At 47.7% G+C, this 16,981-nt stretch carries 10 protein-coding genes; 6 read left to right on the plus strand and 4 right to left on the minus strand.

Going from position 1 to position 16,981, the window contains the following annotated elements:
* Positions 1-38: 38 nt before the first annotated feature.
* Together B5M13_RS27705 and B5M13_RS27710 are read left to right on the plus strand one after the other, a co-directional pair.
* Positions 39-3,389, plus strand: a complete 3,351-nt coding sequence (locus B5M13_RS27705; protein ID WP_080058752.1) for a UTP--glucose-1-phosphate uridylyltransferase — start codon at positions 39-41, stop codon at positions 3,387-3,389.
* A 145-nt stretch (positions 3,390-3,534) separates the two neighbouring features.
* Positions 3,535-3,984, plus strand: coding sequence for a hypothetical protein (locus B5M13_RS27710; protein WP_080058753.1), 450 nt, complete (start codon positions 3,535-3,537; stop codon positions 3,982-3,984).
* Positions 3,985-4,059: 75 nt separating this feature from the next.
* Here B5M13_RS27710 and B5M13_RS27715 read toward each other — a convergent pair whose 3' ends face one another.
* From B5M13_RS27715 to B5M13_RS27725, 3 genes are all read right to left on the minus strand, one after another.
* Complete coding sequence (locus B5M13_RS27715; protein WP_245859520.1) at positions 4,060-5,250, minus strand: DmpA family aminopeptidase; 1,191 nt, start codon at positions 5,248-5,250, stop codon at positions 4,060-4,062.
* A 141-nt stretch (positions 5,251-5,391) separates the two neighbouring features.
* Entirely contained in the window at positions 5,392-7,230 is a 1,839-nt protein-coding gene (glmS, locus tag B5M13_RS27720; protein ID WP_080058755.1) for a glutamine--fructose-6-phosphate transaminase (isomerizing), read from the minus strand.
* Positions 7,231-7,392: 162 nt separating this feature from the next.
* Positions 7,393-8,199: a glycogen/starch synthase gene (locus B5M13_RS27725; protein ID WP_080058756.1), complete on the minus strand. Its 807-nt coding sequence runs from the start codon at positions 8,197-8,199 to the stop codon at positions 7,393-7,395.
* 134 nt (positions 8,200-8,333) lie between these two features.
* Here B5M13_RS27725 and panC point away from each other — a divergent pair, with 134 nt between their 5' ends.
* On the plus strand, positions 8,334-9,173 hold the full coding sequence (gene panC, locus B5M13_RS27730) for a pantoate--beta-alanine ligase (protein ID WP_080058757.1): 840 nt from the start codon (positions 8,334-8,336) through the stop codon (positions 9,171-9,173).
* 200 nt (positions 9,174-9,373) lie between these two features.
* Here the strand turns inward: panC and B5M13_RS27735 are convergent, their stop codons facing one another.
* Positions 9,374-10,057, minus strand: a complete 684-nt coding sequence (locus B5M13_RS27735; protein ID WP_080058758.1) for a M15 family metallopeptidase — start codon at positions 10,055-10,057, stop codon at positions 9,374-9,376.
* Between the two features lie 134 nt (positions 10,058-10,191).
* On the opposite strand from B5M13_RS27735, the gene B5M13_RS27740 reads away from it, so the two are divergent.
* The 3 genes from B5M13_RS27740 to B5M13_RS27750 all read left to right on the plus strand — a co-directional run bounded on the left by B5M13_RS27740 (position 10,192) and on the right by B5M13_RS27750 (position 16,837).
* Complete coding sequence (locus tag B5M13_RS27740) at positions 10,192-11,427, plus strand: nucleoside recognition domain-containing protein (RefSeq protein WP_080058759.1); 1,236 nt, start codon at positions 10,192-10,194, stop codon at positions 11,425-11,427.
* Positions 11,428-12,151: 724 nt separating this feature from the next.
* The gene (locus tag B5M13_RS27745) at positions 12,152-15,340 is read left to right on the plus strand and encodes a SusC/RagA family TonB-linked outer membrane protein (RefSeq protein WP_080058760.1); all 3,189 of its coding nucleotides are present in this window, start codon (positions 12,152-12,154) and stop codon (positions 15,338-15,340) included.
* An 18-nt stretch (positions 15,341-15,358) separates the two neighbouring features.
* Positions 15,359-16,837 (plus strand): RagB/SusD family nutrient uptake outer membrane protein, encoded by a 1,479-nt coding sequence (locus tag B5M13_RS27750; RefSeq protein ID WP_080058761.1) that lies wholly within the window; start codon positions 15,359-15,361, stop codon positions 16,835-16,837.
* The last annotated feature ends 144 nt before the right edge of the window (positions 16,838-16,981 follow it).

Below are 16,981 nucleotides of genomic sequence, written 5' to 3' on the forward strand. Positions count from 1 at the left end.
GATCCCAAGAAGCGCTATTCTGTTTAGCCGAAATCAACATGAATATATTTATAGAAACCATTACGTCTACAGATCCTGCTATTCGTAATCGATCCTTTTTTGACCTCAGCCGAAATTTATCTGCCCCTGGTTTACTAAAGGCGCTGCGCGAACTGGATGCCTTCCGAAAGTCGACTCCGAACCTGTACGATAAAGTTAGAGCCATTCTTTTCCTGTATGCGGGTTTTCGTTTCTTCCTGATGGAAACCAACGAAATTCCGGCCATTGGAAAAATCCCCTACGCTGGTTTCGACGATTTGCTGTCGCGTCGGTTTGAACAGGCTATTGCTACATTTTTGCAGGAACTGGACAAGCAAGGCCCCAACGCTACTCTACTTAGTGCGCTGGCCGACAGCTATCATCAATTGTCGTTTCAGACGCTGGCCGATCAGGTTCGCAAAAGCGTCCGTTCCAGTAAAGGCAACCAGTGGATGTTTCGGGTAGGTCATCAGGCTGAGCATCCGATTCGTATTCATCCGCGTCTGCTCCAACGCCCGGATAACTCCCTCTTCTACCCTATTCTGCACGAGCAAACCTCCGTTCGGATGGACTTAACCCATAGCGGTTGGTCAGACATTTTCTTTCTGGGTATGGACTATCCCGAAGGAGCCCGCGTCATCAATATTTCCATCGACTTAGGTGTATTCGGTCGTGATAAAGACATTCGCCCACCGCTGAACTGCTATGTCCGGGTCATTCCTGAACCCGTTCTTCGCCTGACTAGTGTCGATTTGAACACAACCAAAGACGTTCACGACCTCGACGATCTGTTCAACTTCGGGAATGACTACCTGAGTCTGGTTAAAGCGGGCGTTATTGCTTCGGGGCTGATTCCACCTTCGTTCGAAGGGACGAATCAATCGCTGGCCGACATTCTGGCCCGGATTGTGGCGCCGGGCATGGGCATTGAACTGGTCACGAAAGTCAACGATATTCCGAAAGGTTCGCGGTTTGCGGTATCGACCAACCTGTTGGGCTCCATTATCAGCCTGCTGATGCGGGCTACCTGCCAAACCCAACGGCTGGAAGGTGGCTTGCAGGAAAGTGAGCGTCGGTTGGTAGCCTCCCGGGCTATTCTGGGCGAATGGATTGGCGGTTCGGGCGGTGGCTGGCAGGATTCGGGTGGCGTTTGGCCGGGCATCAAAGCCATTCAGGGTACGTTTGCGCAGGAAGGTGACCCCGAATCTGGTATCAGCCGGGGAACGTTATTACCCCGTCACCGGGTATTACAGGGCGAAGAAATCCATCCCGACATTCAGGAGAAAATCATGCACTCGCTGGTACTGATGCATGGCGGCATGGCCTCCAACGTTGGGCCTATTCTGGAGATGGTCACCGAAAAATACCTGCTTCGGGGCGCTAACGAATGGAATGCCCGCCAGCAGACAAACCAGATTTTCGATAACATCCTGAGTGCCATTAAAGAAGGCGACATTAAGAAACTGGGCCAAAATACCGCCCGCAACTGGGAATACCCGATCAAAACCATTATTCCCTGGGCCTCCACGTATTTCACGGAACAGATCATTGCCAAAGCAAAGAAGCAAATCGGCGACGATTATTATGGGTTTCTGATGCTGGGCGGTATGTCGGGGGGCGGCATGGGTATGTTCGTCAACCCAGCTCATTACGAAGACTACAAAGTACAGGTGCTGGAGATGCTTCGGAAAACAAAAAACGAGCTTTCCGACTCGCTGCCCTTTGCCATGGAGCCGGTCGTGTACAACTGGAGTATTAACAACAAAGGCACCTGGGCTAACCTTCTGGAAGGGAATCAGGCCATGATGCCCGAACAATACTACGGTATTCAGGTATCGGAACTGGTCCGGAAAGATCCAAAGTCAATCCCTTACGTTCGACGGGCCGAAATCGATTACTTTACAACTTACTGCGATCAGAATAATCTGGCATACCCCCTGTTACGAACCATCGTCAGCAACTTGTTTAAAGTATCGGACCCAACTTCACAGGGCAACCGAAGCGTCGAAAACGAGAAAGCAGACCAGATCAAAAAAGAAAACGGGTTCGACTTCATTCAGCATAACGAAATCCGGGAAGAACTGCAAAAAGGACGCATTGGATTATCGCGTAACCGGCTATCGGCCGAAACCACGATTGATGACGTACTGCCGGGTGACCTTGTCCCGCTTGAATCAATAACGTCGGCCATCCAGACGGGCGAAGCAGCCATACGAGCAGGTAAAGTGGGCATTATGGGGCTGGCGGCTGGCGTCGGTAGTCGTTGGACCAAAGGGGCCGGGGTTATCAAGGCTATCAACCCATTCGTAGAAATTGACGGAGTTCATCGGAGTTTTCTGGAAATTCATCTGGCTAAAACCCGCAAAGTTTCCGAACGATACAACGCCCCTATTCCCTACATCGTAGCAACGAGTTACTTAACCCACGAACCCATCCGAAAAAAACTGACACAAACGGGTAATTTCGGGTATCAGGGCCCCACTTATCTGTCGCCGGGCCGTTCGATTGGACAACGTTTTGTACCGATGGAGCGCGATTTACGGTTTTTGTGGGAAGATATGCCCCAGGAAACACTGGACGAGAACAAACAGAAAGTTCGGGATGCGGTGCGTCAATCGATGATTGCCTGGGCCAAATCGAAAGGAGAAGGCAGCGATTATGTCGATAATATTGCCGCGCAACGATTTTCGCCCCTGGGCCACTGGTATGAAGTCTCGAACCTGTTACGCAATGGGGTGCTGGCAAAGCTACTAGCGGAACAACCGCAGGTTGAAACGATCATGCTGCATAACATCGATACCCTCGGTGCCGATGTCAATCCAGCGGCTTTAGGTTATCACCTTGAATCGGGAAATACGCTTACGTTTGAAGTCGTACCCCGTCGTATCGAAGACCGAGGGGGTGGACTCGCCCGAGTCAATGGTCAGCTTCGGTTGCTGGAAGGGCTGGCCCAGCCCCGCGAAGAGGATGAGTTGAATCTGAGCTATTATAACACCAATACCACCTGGATTCAGGTCGATCCATTGCTCCAGCTATTTGGCCTTACCCGCGCCGATCTGCAAACCAGCGATGACGCCCAACTGGCCAAAGCCGTACGAAGTGTAGCCCATCGCATGCCAACCTACGTGACCATCAAAGATGTAAAATACCGCTGGGGACATGGTCAGGAAGATATATATCCGGTAGCGCAAATTGAAAAGCTCTGGAGCGATATGTCGGCCCTGTCCGATGTAAAGTGCGGGTATATTGACGTACCTCGCTATCGTGGTCAGCAGATGAAAGACCCTGCTCAGTTAGACTCCTGGGTAACCGATGGTAGCAAAGATCATGTAGCTTCGCTCTGTACGTTTGAACCGGCCGAAGTTCAATAAATGTTTTTACCCAAAATAGAACACAGATTTTTAGGATGGTTATGATTTACACAGATCATAATCATCCTAAAAATCTGTGTTCTATTTTGGGTAAAACTGTGTATCGATTGCTTTTACCGACAAGCCACGTATCGCTCACATACTCATGAAATTACCATTTACCTGTTTCTCATTCGCAGTTATTGTCCTGCTATCTTCCTGCTCTACCAAACAATCAGACACACCGCTTGTCGGTACCTGGGAGCTGGTGTCGGCCACAACGATAGAAAAAGATTCCAGTTTTTCTACGTTCGATCCGACCCACAAAATGATCAAGATTATTAATCCAACGCATTTTGCCTTCCTCAATCATGCCATTAATCCCCCGAAAGACTCGACGAATCAGTTCACAGCAGGGGGGGGCAGCTATACGCTGAAAGACAGCGTTTATACCGAAAATCTGGACTATTTTAGCGATAAGGCATGGGAAAACCATAAATTCGAGTTTGTTGTCAACATCTCGAACGACACGCTGATACAGAAAGGAGTTGAGAAAGTAGAAAAGCTGGGTATCGACCACATCATTATTGAGAAGTACAAACGAGTTACGAAGTAGCGTAGTAATTAATACTGCTATTCTCAATACCGACTAAATCGACACCACGGTTCGAAAACAAAGGCCTAACTTTAATCAATTCTTATTCAAACGGTTATATTGCTTTAAGACCTTGCGGATCGTTTCGTGGGGTAACGCTGGAATGAAGTTGTCGTTGATGCCTCTCATGTCTTTGGCCGCTACCAGCGCGTTCAGGATCGCTTCTTCGGTAGCCTGGGCAGTGGCCGTAAACAAGGGGTCAATTTGATCGTTCGTCAGCATCTCCACCGACTTTGTCCTGGCTTTGCGGTCAAACACGCCGGAGTTTGCCGTCGAAAAGGCCAGGAAAATATCGCCCGAACTATTGCCACCTACACCACCCATTTTACCAATACCCAGCGAAACCCGTTGGGCAATACGCTTTAACTGGTGTGGTAGTAGAGGAGCGTCGGTTGCCACAATGGCAATGATCGAACCCCGCTCGTCGGATTGTTTTGCTTTGGGCTTCCCATAAATTTGTTCGCCGTTGAGTTGCCAGGCCAGGGTATCGAGCAACGCCCGTCCCACAGGTACACCCGCAATAGTCAACTGCGCCCGACTCCCGAAATTAGCCTGAACCAATACGCCAACGGTATACCCATTAACTACCCTCGATGATGTACCCGTCCCTCCTTTAAAGCCCAGACAAACCATACCCGTTCCACCGCCAACGGCCCCTTCTGCCACGGGACCACTTTTAGCCCCGTCGAGAGCAGTCATCACATGCTCTTTCTTAACATGAAAGCCATTGATGTCATTCAGCATGCCATCGTATGTTTCGGCAACGAGCGGGTACGAAAACCAGATGTCGCTGCCCAAATCTTTGTAGAACTTGTTTTGGGCTTCCCAGGCTACAGCCGCATCGCGGACTATGCCCACGCTATGCGTGTTGGTAATCAGAATCGGCGTTTCCAGAAAGCCGGATTCGGTTATCCAGGTTGTACCGGTCATTTCGCCATTTCCATTGAGCGTGTGCCAGTTTGCAAAGACAGGATCGCAGGTTTTACCCCGTGGTAAAATAGCCGTAACCCCCGTACGAACAGGCCCTTTTCCTACATCCAGTTTGCCATTGCCCGAAATAAGCGTGACCATACCTACTTCAACGCCTTTCACATCGGTGATGGCATTGTATCGCCCTGGTGTTCCATCGAGTGGGATACCGAGATCACGGGCACGAGGAGCCGTCTGTGCCTGGGCTAGTGACAACAACGTTAAACCTACCAGTAGATAAGTCAGAGTGATTTTCATTTGCATAGAAACTTATTGAAAGCATGCTTTACAAAACAGCTAATTTAAGATTAAACACAGAGGCACCGCGATCACAGAGAAATTTACGTAAAACTCTGTGATCGCGGTGCCTCTGTGTTTAATCAATTTTATAGGCCTGAATTACTCCACCGTTACTGATTTGGCCAGGTTTCGTGGCTGGTCAACGTTGCGGCCACGCATAACAGCGATGTCGTAAGCCAGCAATTGAAGGGGCACTACCGACACTAAAGGCATCAGAACTTCATGAACTTTCGGGATCTCAATGGTAAAATCGACCATACTCGGCAGATGCGTATCGCCCTCCGTCGTGATTGCGATCACGCGTCCTTTCCTTGCTTTGACTTCCTGAATATTCGAGACCACTTTCTCGTACGACGAATCTTTGGTCGCAATCACAACCACTGGCATATCTTCGTCGATGAGTGCAATAGGTCCGTGCTTCATTTCAGCAGCCGGATAACCTTCGGCATGGATGTAACTGATTTCTTTCAGTTTCAGGGCTCCTTCCAGCGCAACAGGGAAGTTTAAACCACGACCCAGGTAGATGAAATTGCGGGCGTAGGTGAAAATGTAAGCGATCTCCTTGATTTTGTCGGCGGCCTGCAACACTTTCTCCACCTTAGCCGGAATGCTTTCCATTTCGGCCAGCAATTGCCGGAAGAGCGAGTCCGAAATAGTGCCTTTCCGTTTTGCTGCTGCTAATGCCATCAACGTCAGGACCGTTACCTGCGCTGTAAACGCTTTGGTACTAGCGACGCCTATTTCGGGACCTGCGTGGGTATAGGCTCCCGCATCCGTTGCCCGTGCGATGGAAGAGCCCACCACGTTGCAAACACCAAAAATCGTGGCCCCTTTCGATTTCGCCAGCTCGATAGCGGCCAATGTATCAGCCGTTTCTCCCGATTGAGAAATAGCAATCACAATATCACCCTCTTTAATGATCGGATTTCGATACCGAAACTCCGACGCATATTCTACTTCTACCGGAATTCGGGCTAGTTCTTCAAAAATATACTCCGCCACCAGACCAGCGTGCCACGACGTACCACAACCAACGATCACAATCCGTTTCGACTTCGCCAGTTTATCCAGATAATCACGCAAACCACCCAGTTGCAGGGTTCCGGCATCAGCCTGTACGCGTCCGCGCATGGAGTCGGCAATGGAACGGGGTTGTTCGAAAATCTCTTTAAGCATGAAATGATCGAAACCACCTTTTTCGATGGCTTCGAGTTCCAGCTCTACCTTATGGACATAAGGTGTAGTGGTCGTATTATCGAGTGTGACAACTTTCAGTGCACCGTTTTTGATGACAGCGATTTCGTAATCATTCAGGTAGATTACGTCTTTGGTATACTCCACAATCGGGGTGGCATCCGATGCCAGAAAGAACTCATTTTCGCCAACGCCAATAACCAGGGGCGATCCTTTCCGAGCCGCAATCAACTGGGTCGGATCGGCTTCGCTCATAATCACAATCGCATACGCCCCTACAACTTCCTGCAACGCCAACCGAACGGCCTCTTCCAGGCTACCGCCGTTGTTTTCCCAAATGTCCTCGATAAACTGCCCTAATACTTCCGTATCGGTTTCGCTGGTGAAGGTGTGCCCTTTTTTGAGCAGCGCCTGCTTAATGGCCGCGTAGTTTTCAATAATTCCATTGTGAATAATTGCCAGCTTTCGATGAAAGGAATAATGCGGGTGCGCATTGACATCGTTAGGTTCTCCGTGAGTGGCCCAGCGCGTATGGCCCATGCCAATGGTTGCCTGTGTTTCTTTACCATCCAGCTCCTGTTCCAGGGCAACAACTTTGCCCTTTTTCTTATAGATCTTTAGTGCGTGCCCGTTCATCAGAGCAACACCGGCGCTATCGTAACCCCGATACTCCAGGCGCTTCAAGCCTTTTATGACAAGTGGACACGCTTCCCGGTGCCCAACATATGCTACAATTCCACACATAATCAGGAGTCGTTTTGATTAACAACGAACAAACTCTGCCTGTCGGCAATCCGCTGAACAAGTTATATTCAGGAAGTAAAGTAAATGCAAAAAGCCGGACGTTCCGGCTTTTTGCATGATTGATTTCACAATCGGTCAGAAAAATGGCGCTCTAACTAGCCCTTAACCAGCCAGTTGAGTATACAGGTTGTAATAACGATCGGTCAGATCTTCGGCTTCAGCCAGATCGAATTTATGTTCTGGCATATCGTTCAGAATGGCGTTCAGGCTTTCGCTCGACTCTTCATCGGCCCGAACTACGGCGTCGGCATAGGCACAGCCAATCCGAATAAACCCTTGAAAATCGGCCGTTTTCAGCTCGGCCAGCATTTCATCATCAATGTCCATCATACGGGCTTTTTCGATAATATCGCCCTCGAACCGATGCTCAAACGAATTGTTGTAGACGGTAAAAACTGACTTTGTGTCTTTAAACATCGGGTCGTTTTTGTAGGTCGTTTTCAGATACAGTGGAATCAGGGCTGTCATCCAGTCGTTGCAGTGAACGATGTCAGGTGCCCATCCCAATTTTTTTACAGTTTCCAGGACCCCTTTGCAGAAGAAAATCGCCCGTTCGTCGTTATCATCATAGAATCGGTTTTCTTTGTCGTGAAAAACATATTTCCGCTGGAAATAATCTTCGTTATCGATAAAGTAAACCTGAAGCTTAGCCGTTGGGATCGATGCCACCTTGATAATCAGGGGCTTTTCGTCGTCACCAACCGCAATGTTAATACCTGACAACCGAACTACCTCGTGCAGCCTGTTTTTCCGCTCGTTGATCAATCCAAACCGGGGCACCAGAATTCTGATTTCCATCCCCCGCTCCTGCATGGCTTGTGGCAGTTTGCGAACAAAGTCGGCAACCTCAGAAGTTTTTAAGAAAGGATTGATTTCACTAGCGACATAAAGGATGCGTAATTTGCTCATAATCGGGAAGCGTGTGTTGTCTTGAGAGAATCAAAAAACTTGCAAAATTAAACAAATTTTTCCCGTATTTCAATACATTTTCTGCTAAAAAAGAGACGAAACCTGTATCATTGCAGGCTCAAAAAAGTAGCCTCATGAAACGTTTTGAAAAAGCCGATACGATTCGTCAATACCTGCATACATTCCGTACCGAAAGCACCATTGGTTTTGTTCCAACTATGGGGGCACTTCACGAAGGACATATGGCATTGATCGAAACGGCCCGTCGGGAGAATGACGTCGTTGTGAGCAGTATTTTTGTCAATCCGGTACAATTTAATAATCCTGACGACCTCGCCCGTTATCCTCGAACACTCGAAGAAGATTGTCAGAAACTCGAAGCGGCTGGCTGTGATGCCGTATTTGCGCCCTCCGTTGACGAAATGTACCCTAATTCGCCAACTCTACATCTGAATTTTGGCTCGCTGGAAACAGTTATGGAAGGCGCTTTCCGGCCTGGACATTTTAATGGGGTCGGTATTGTAGTTGCCAAACTGTTCAACATTGTTCAGCCCGACCGCGCTTACTTTGGTCAGAAAGATCTGCAGCAGGTAGGCGTTATTCGACAACTCATCCGCGATTTAAGTTTTCCCGTTGAGTTGATCCGTTGCCCTATCGTACGCGAAACGGACGGGTTGGCTATGTCGTCGCGAAACCGTAATCTTACTGCTGCCGAACGTGACCAAGCCCCAGCCATGTTTGAGGCTCTGACACGCGCTCATGACGCTCTGATCGACGAGCAAAGCGTTGCTCAGACCAAAGAAATGATTACCGATTTTTTCAATAAAAAGCCCGATTTTCGGCTAGAATACGTCGAGATTGTGAATGCTAATTCGCTTCAGCCAACCGACTACGTACTGGCACCGGGCCAAACAGCTATTTGTTTGGCTGCTCATCTGGGCAAAGTCCGGTTAATTGATAACCTGGTATTTTAAATCATCTATTTACCCGCTTCATTGGCAATTAGCCACGCCGTTTGAAACACCAGGGGGCCCGTTTCTGGAGCAATTCGTCATCAATTTTATCGACCATATCCGACGGCTGGTGATAGTCAGTGTGCTCAAGAAAAACAGGGCCGGAACTCCTGCTTTAACAAAGTTATATAGACGTACACCTATAGGAATTGTTACTCGTGTCAATCCACAATACGAAATGCCATTTTTGCCTTTTCACGAGAAAGGGCGTTGAAATGCCACCACTCGTACTCAATAGGCGTGAAACCGCCCTGACGCATAGCCGTACGGAGAATTAGTCGATTGTCGATCTGCTTTTGCGTCAGTTTTCCGGCTTTTAACAAACTAGCTTCACGGGAAGGGTAAGCTAGTTCACCGAAAAAATCATATTTGGTACCCATATCCAGTGGTTTCCCATCTGCGGTAGCTACTGTCAAATCAACTGCACAACCGTAATTATGAATTGAACCTTCACGGGGGTCAGCAACGTATTTTCGTCGTTCGCGTTCCGACAAATCCGGCAGCGCGTTCCATAAATTCCATTGGGCCGAACGGGGTCGGGCGGCATCATACACCAGCAACCGAAGGGTAGGGTGATGCGCCTGCAAATATTGGCTGGCCAATGCCAGTTTACGGGCTGCCATCGGTTGCATATATGCCCGTGTGAGTTCGCCATACACATCCTTTCCGACAAAGTTATCCGTCGTTGAATATTTGAGTTCGACCAGAATCGTTGGATCAACCGACTGAACATCCACCAGCCCCTGTTTAATCATGGCCGCTTCGACGGGTTGAGCAAGAACCGGAAAAAGAGCGAACGAGCGAACGAATGAAAGCGAGATGATGTAGAAGACGATTTTCCTCATGTTATCCTTGATTTGAGCCAAATGTTCGCGTAAACTTACAGGGTTCTAATTAAACGCCCGAGTGTAAAGCGTGAAATAGCCTACGTCTGCTCATTCAAGCTTTCGCTCTTTTACTCTTTCGCTCTTTACCACCGATGGCTCTTAATTACATTTGGGTTGCCTTCTTTGTCATTGCTTTTCTGGTAGCGTTGGCCAAACTCATTTTTCTGGGTGATACTGAAATCTTCAAAATCGTTGTTGAGGGACTGTTCGATTCATCCAAAGTAGCCGTTATGGATATTGCGCTTCCACTGGCAGGCGTTATGACGTTTTTCCTGGGGTTGCTTAACATTGGCGAGAAAGCAGGGGCTATCAACTTTATGGCACGAATTATCGGCCCATTTTTTCATAAACTCTTCCCTGAAGTTCCCAAAGATCATCCGGCCAATGGGCAAATGATTATGAACTTTTCGGCCAATATGATTGGGTTGGACAATGCGGCCACTCCCTTTGGTCTAAAAGCCATGGCCAGCTTACAGGAACTTAACCCCAACAAAGACACGGCTTCCAATGCGCAGATCATGTTTCTGGTGCTGCATACCTCAGGCCTACAGATTATTCCGCTGAGTATTATGGCGCAACGAGCTATCCTGGGAGCCAAAGACCCGTCGGATGTTTTCATCCCCTGCGTGATCGGAACCTATGTAACAACCGTAGTAGCACTAATAGCAGTGGCCATCAAGCAGCGCATCAACCTGCTCAATACCACCGTACTGGGTTGGCTAGGTGGTATTACCGCATTGATCGGCTTAGCTTTATGGGCACTGGCAGGCCGCCCCAAAGAGGAAATTGAAACTATTTCGAAAGTATTTGGCAATCTGGTTCTGTTGACTATTATCGTGGCTTTTCTGCTAGGCGCCCTCTGGCGAAAAGTCCCCATTTTTGAGACGTTTATTGAAGGCGCCAAAGGCGGATTTGAGACCACCGTAAAGATTATTCCTTATCTGGTAGGTATGCTGGTGGCTATTGGTGCCTTCCGAAATGCAGGTGCTATGGACTACCTCGTTGGCGGACTGAAGTATCTGTTTTCGCTTACAGGCCTGAATACCGACTTTACAGATGCGCTGCCCGTTGCGTTGATGAAACCTCTGAGTGGGGCTGGTGCCCGTGCGTTGATGATCGACGCCATGAAGCAATTCGGCCCCGATTCGTTTGTAGGCCGTCTGGTCTGCATTTTCCAGGGTTCGGCCGATACGACCTTTTACATCGTAGCCCTCTATTTTGGCTCGGTAGGCATTCGTAACTCGCGTCATGCGATTCCTTATGGCCTGTTTGCCGATTTTGTTGGCGTCATTGCGGGTATCGCCTTAGGATATTTCTTCTTCCACTAATCAACAGATCATTAGTGAAGCAGGGCACTGAGGATTTCTTACTATCCTTAGAATGTCCATTTAACGGGCAAGTGAAAAATATAACTTTTCAAGGATTTACAACTTGTTATATCAACTAGTTAAGGCGCCATTGCCTCGTAAGTAGTTCAACGTAAAATACAATAATAAGTGTTTAAACATTTAATTTTACTACTGCTAAATCAAACCTAATTTTATACCATAAAAACATATGAATACAGATTTTTTATTAGAAAAATACCACTTATAACAAAATATTATCTGTTACCCAAATTTAACTTTTTGTACTTTTATTTAAGTAATACTACTATTTGACTAGCATCTTTCTGCCTCATTAGGCTGGAAATTTCAAATAAAATCTGCCAACTGTGATCCTATTGGTTATATATACTTAAACAAAAAAAAGTTTGTATACGTCTAGTGACAAAAATGCATCTTCCTCAAACAGTGACAGTTATTTTAATTGCTCTCTATAAAATCACAGATTAGTTAAAAGAATCACAATTGAACAAGATACATTTTTTAAAATTCTCAACAATCAACCAGAATTATTAAAAAATCTATAGTCCCCGAAATATCCCCTAAAATCAATTATTAGAATATTACAAAATTTCTTAACCGAAGGATAGTAGCAATTTGTATTCTGCACCTTAACTTTGTTCGCCAATTTATTGGACGTTTAATATTATTTAATCTCTACTAACAAATGCGGAAAATTTTATTTGGAAGTTGGATGCTTACGTTATTGTTCTGTCTCCCCGGTTTTGCACAGGATATAACCGTAAGCGGCCAAGTCACTTCATCAGATGATGGGTCGCTTCTGCCAGGAGTGACTGTACAGGTAAAAGGTAGCAATCGGGGAACAAACACCGACGCTCAGGGCAATTACCGCCTGACGGCTTCTGCCAATAGCACATTAGTATTTAGTTTTATCGGCTATACGGCGCAGGAAGTTCCGGTCAACAATCGTTCTGTTGTCAATGTCCTGCTGAAGGGCGATATGCAACAGCTCAGTGAAGTGGTTGTCATTGGTTACGGTACGCAGACCCGCCAGGATGCCACCGGAAGTATTTCCTCCGTGAAAGGAGCGACAATCGCCCAGATGCCTATTCAAAGCTTCGAATCAGGGCTGGCAGGTCGGTCGGCAGGTGTACAGATTACGGTACCAAACGGCGTATTGAACAACCCTCCCGTGTTTCGGATTCGGGGTACAAACTCCATCTCGCTGAGCTCTTATCCGTTGATCGTTGTGGATGGTGTTCCTACCTTCACGGGCGATCAGGGAAGCACCAATGCACCATCGAACCCATTGGCCAGTATCAATCCCAACGACATCGAAAGCATGGACGTAGCCAAGGATGCAGCCGCTACCGCTATTTATGGTAGCCGTGCCGCCAATGGTGTCGTTTTCATCACCACTAAACGAGGTAAGTCGGGCAAGGTTCGGGTTAATTACGATGGCTGGTTAGGTTTTTCAAACACCTACCGTCTGCCCGAAATGCTGAACGCCAGTCAGTATATTTCGTTCAAATCACAGGCCGTTGCCAACAACCCAACCGCTTCGGCTGTCAAATTCACCCAAACCAACGATGCCAACGGCAACCCGATCGATACCCGCTGGTACGATTATATCTATCGCCAGGGAGTATCGCATAGCCATAGTGTAAACGTTTCGGGTGGTAGCGAAAATACGAATTACTACTTTTCGGTAGGTTATACCAACCAGAAAGGGGTCCTGAATAAGAACGACTTCGGCCGTATGAATGCGCTGTTCAATGTAGATAGCAAGCTGAGTAAGCTGTTTACGATTGGGGGTAAAATCGCCGTTTCGAACGAGAAAAACCTGTCGGCTGGTACATCGGGTTCGTTGAACGGCGAAGCATTCAATACTGCCGGTTTAGGTCGTGTAGGGTTGGTATTGCCTCCAATCCTGTCGCCTTATAATAACGATGGGACGTATAACTTAAACGGTTCAGCTATTGGTATTGCCAATAATATCGTTGGTACATCGGTTTCTTATCCAAACCCGCTGCCTATGCTGGATCAGAACCGGTCGAACACCGAGAACAACCACATCCAGTCGAACGCTTATATTCAGTTCAAACCACTTGACTGGATTACCCTGCGAAGCACCTATGGTATCGATTATCTGCTTGTCGACAACGACTTGTTCCAGTCGCCACAGTCAAGTGATGGGTACAGCTCAACGGGTAATGCCACCAGCAACTTCCGTAAACTGAAAACCTGGTTATGGACCAATACGGCTCAGTTCGAAAAATCGTTCGGTGGAGCGCACAACTTCAACTTATTGATCGGTCAGGAACAGCAACGGACCACAACCCTGGGTTACGGTATAAACCGCCAGAATCTATCTGACCCTAACTACACGGTTATTCAGGCCGGTTACACTGTCAATAACCCATCGAGTATGGCTTATGGCGAAAACTACCTATTATCGGGCTTTGGTCGTTTGAACTATAACTATAAAGAGAAATACTTCCTGAGTGGTAACATACGTCAGGATGAGTATTCAGCCCTGGGTGAGAAAAAAGGGGTTTTCTACGGTGTTTCGGCAGGTTGGGAAATCGCCCAGGAGAATTTCTGGAAATCGGCTTCGCTGGATAATGTTTTCAGCAGCTTCAAACTACGGGGCAGCTACGGCAAAGTAGGTAACATTGGTGGTATCAATGACTACTCACCGTATTCGTTATACGCGTCTGGTTTATATGGCGGAGCGGCTACGCTGGCCTTCAACGTGGTTGGTAATCCAGCTCTCAAATGGGAAACGAGTACCAAAACCGACATTGGCTTTACGTTTGGCCTGTTGAACAACCGGATTTCGGGCGAAGTAGCCTACTACAAGAATGATATTGACAACCTGATTCTGAACGTGGCTCAGGCACCATCTACCGGTATTCCGGGTACGTTGTCAGGCGTTGCCTATCCACCACAGAACGTAGGTACGATGTACAACAAAGGGTTAGAACTTTCGCTGAATGCCCGGATCATCAACACCAAGGATTTCCAGTGGAACTCGAACTTCAATATTACCTTCAACAAAAACGAAGTAACGGCACTGGCTCCAGGTCTGAGCGTTCTGCAAACCGGTACATCAAGCCTGGAAACGGTGAACCAAACAGCTCCGGGCTATTCGCTGGGTTATTTATGGGTGGTAAAAACCAATGGTGTCGATCCAGCTACGGGTAAGCGAATCTTCGTCAATTCGGCAGGTCAGAACGTATATTACCAGTACTACGCCCCCACCGGCGAATTTAACTATTCGACCACACCCGATGGTAAAACCAAATACATAAGCCCAACGGGTGGTACGTCTATCACACAGGCTACTGATGGTGTGATGTATGCTAACGTAGTGCCTAAGCAGTATGGCGGCTGGGATAATAACTTCAAATACAAAAACTTCGATCTGGGCGTTCTGCTCACCTATCAGTTAGGCTTCTCGGTTTACTACGGCACCAACGCTGGTTTGCACGATCAACGGTTCTGGAACAATGCCACCGATGTTCTGACAGATGCCTGGCAGAAAGAGGGCGATACGGGCAAAAAATATGCGAAGCCTGTATTTAATGACAATACGTCAAATGGCTCGGCGTTCCCGCTGGACATCAACGTCTTCAAGGGCGACTTCCTGAAAGTTCGGTCGGTTACGTTTGGCTATACATTGCCCAACAACTTGCTGTCGAGAGTCAAGATGAGCAACCTGCGCCTGTATGTGAGCGGTCAGAATCTGGCTGTTCTTACGAAATACCCTGGCCCAGATCCAGAAGTATCGTCAAACGGAGCTACAACGTCAGGAAACAGTGCTCAGGGCGTCGACAGAAATACAATTGGTAATGCTCGCACGATCACCTTTGGTATCCGAGCTGGATTCTAATTCAAGTTTAAGAAACACATGAAACGTTATTTCAAATACATAGCCGTTGTTTGTCTGACGCTGTTGGGAGCTAGTTCCTGCAATCGGGATCTGCTTACCCCGATCCCCCAGACATCCGTATCCGACGCATCTGCTTTCAGCACCGCCACACGGGTACAAACCCAATTGCTGTCATTATATGGTGCCTTAAAAGACGGTAACTTCTACGGTGGCCGGTATGTAATTTACGGCGATATCCGGGGTGAAGAATTTATCAACGAAACCTCTAACCTTGTTACGGGTTCCGACGTTTGGGGCTTAAACGCTACTAATAGTGCTACTGCCGTAGTCAATCTGTGGTATTTCGCTTATCTGGCTATTAACAAGTGTAACATCTTCCTGGATGGTATGGCCGCTGGCGGATCGAATGTAGTTGGTACGGATGCTTCAGCAAAGTACATTGCCGAAGCTAAATTTATCCGGGCACTGAGCTATTACAGTCTGCTTCAGTATTACGCCCGCCCCTATGCCGACGGTAACGGAAGCAAGCCTGGTGTTCCGCTACGTCTGAATGGTATCAAAGGAGTAGGCCAATCCGATCTGGTACGTAGCAGTGTAGCTGACGTATATGCTCAGGTATTGAAAGATCTGAACGAAGCCGAAGCAGGTTTGCCTTCAACCTATGCTACAGCCGCCGATAATACGACACGGGCTCATAAAAACACAGCCATTGCGTTGAAAACACGGGTATATCTGAGCATGCAGAATTACCCGTCGGTGATTACAGAAGCGAACAAGATTGTAAGCACAACCGCTCCTTTCAAAGCACCAACGGGCGTAGCGAATCAATTGCAGGCTGATATCGCCACTGTGTTTACAAACTACACCACGACGGAGTCTATCCTATCAATGCCGATGACATCGACTTCAGGTGATTTCCCAGGTACACAAAACCAGTTGGCCTACTACTTCTCGCCCAATACTGCGAATGGTGGTGTGGGTAATGGCGAATACTCCCTTAATGCTAAGGGAATTATCGCTGAACCAACCTGGACAGCTACCGACAAACGGCGGTCGTTCATTAAACAGTCAGGTTCGGGGGCTAACCTGAAAAACTGGTTGATTAAATACAAAGCACCGAGCCCATATACGGATTATGTTCCAGTGATGCGCTATTCTGAAGTGCTGCTGAATCTGGCAGAAGCCAAAGTTCGGAGTACCAATACGGTTGATGCTCAAGCCGTAGCCCTGTTAAATGCCGTTCGGAATCGTTCCGATGCAGCCACGACATTCACAGCAGCTAACTTCGCTACGCCAACCGATCTGATCAATGCGATTTTACTGGAGCGCCGAATTGAGTTTCTCGGTGAAGGGTTACGAAATAACGATCTGGTACGCCTACTCCAGACAATTCCGGCTAAAGGAACGGTTCCGGCCAAAACGGCTTCCGAACCTAATTACATCTGGCCTATTTCAGCATCCGAACTGGCGTTGAACAAACTGGCTACGGATAACTAATCCGATTGGCTTAGTACACATAAAGGCGGCTACTCCGAGCAGGGTAGCCGCCTTTTTTATTAACAATAACAACTAGCTAATGATTATAGAACGAATAACGTAATCTAGGCTAGCCCGGATTCCTAACAAGACAGTGCCAACCAA

The organism is Spirosoma aerolatum (genome assembly GCF_002056795.1).
GTDB classification, from domain to species: Bacteria; Bacteroidota; Bacteroidia; order Cytophagales; family Spirosomataceae; genus Spirosoma; species Spirosoma aerolatum.

Bases quoted from the DNA above. Each gene is read 5' to 3' on its own strand.
- B5M13_RS27715 (WP_245859520.1), bottom strand. From the start codon at position 5,250: ATGAAAATCACTCTGACTTATCTACTGGTAGGTTTAACGTTGTTGTCA.
- B5M13_RS27740 (WP_080058759.1), top strand. From the start codon at position 10,192: ATGGCTCTTAATTACATTTGGGTTGCCTTCTTTGTCATTGCTTTTCTG.
- B5M13_RS27705 (WP_080058752.1), top strand. From the start codon at position 39: ATGAATATATTTATAGAAACCATTACGTCTACAGATCCTGCTATTCGT.
- B5M13_RS27735 (WP_080058758.1), bottom strand. From the start codon at position 10,057: ATGAGGAAAATCGTCTTCTACATCATCTCGCTTTCATTCGTTCGCTCG.
- B5M13_RS27745 (WP_080058760.1), top strand. From the start codon at position 12,152: ATGCGGAAAATTTTATTTGGAAGTTGGATGCTTACGTTATTGTTCTGT.
- B5M13_RS27750 (WP_080058761.1), top strand. From the start codon at position 15,359: ATGAAACGTTATTTCAAATACATAGCCGTTGTTTGTCTGACGCTGTTG.
- panC (WP_080058757.1), top strand. From the start codon at position 8,334: ATGAAACGTTTTGAAAAAGCCGATACGATTCGTCAATACCTGCATACA.
- B5M13_RS27725 (WP_080058756.1), bottom strand. From the start codon at position 8,199: ATGAGCAAATTACGCATCCTTTATGTCGCTAGTGAAATCAATCCTTTC.
- B5M13_RS27710 (WP_080058753.1), top strand. From the start codon at position 3,535: ATGAAATTACCATTTACCTGTTTCTCATTCGCAGTTATTGTCCTGCTA.
- glmS (WP_080058755.1), bottom strand. From the start codon at position 7,230: ATGTGTGGAATTGTAGCATATGTTGGGCACCGGGAAGCGTGTCCACTT.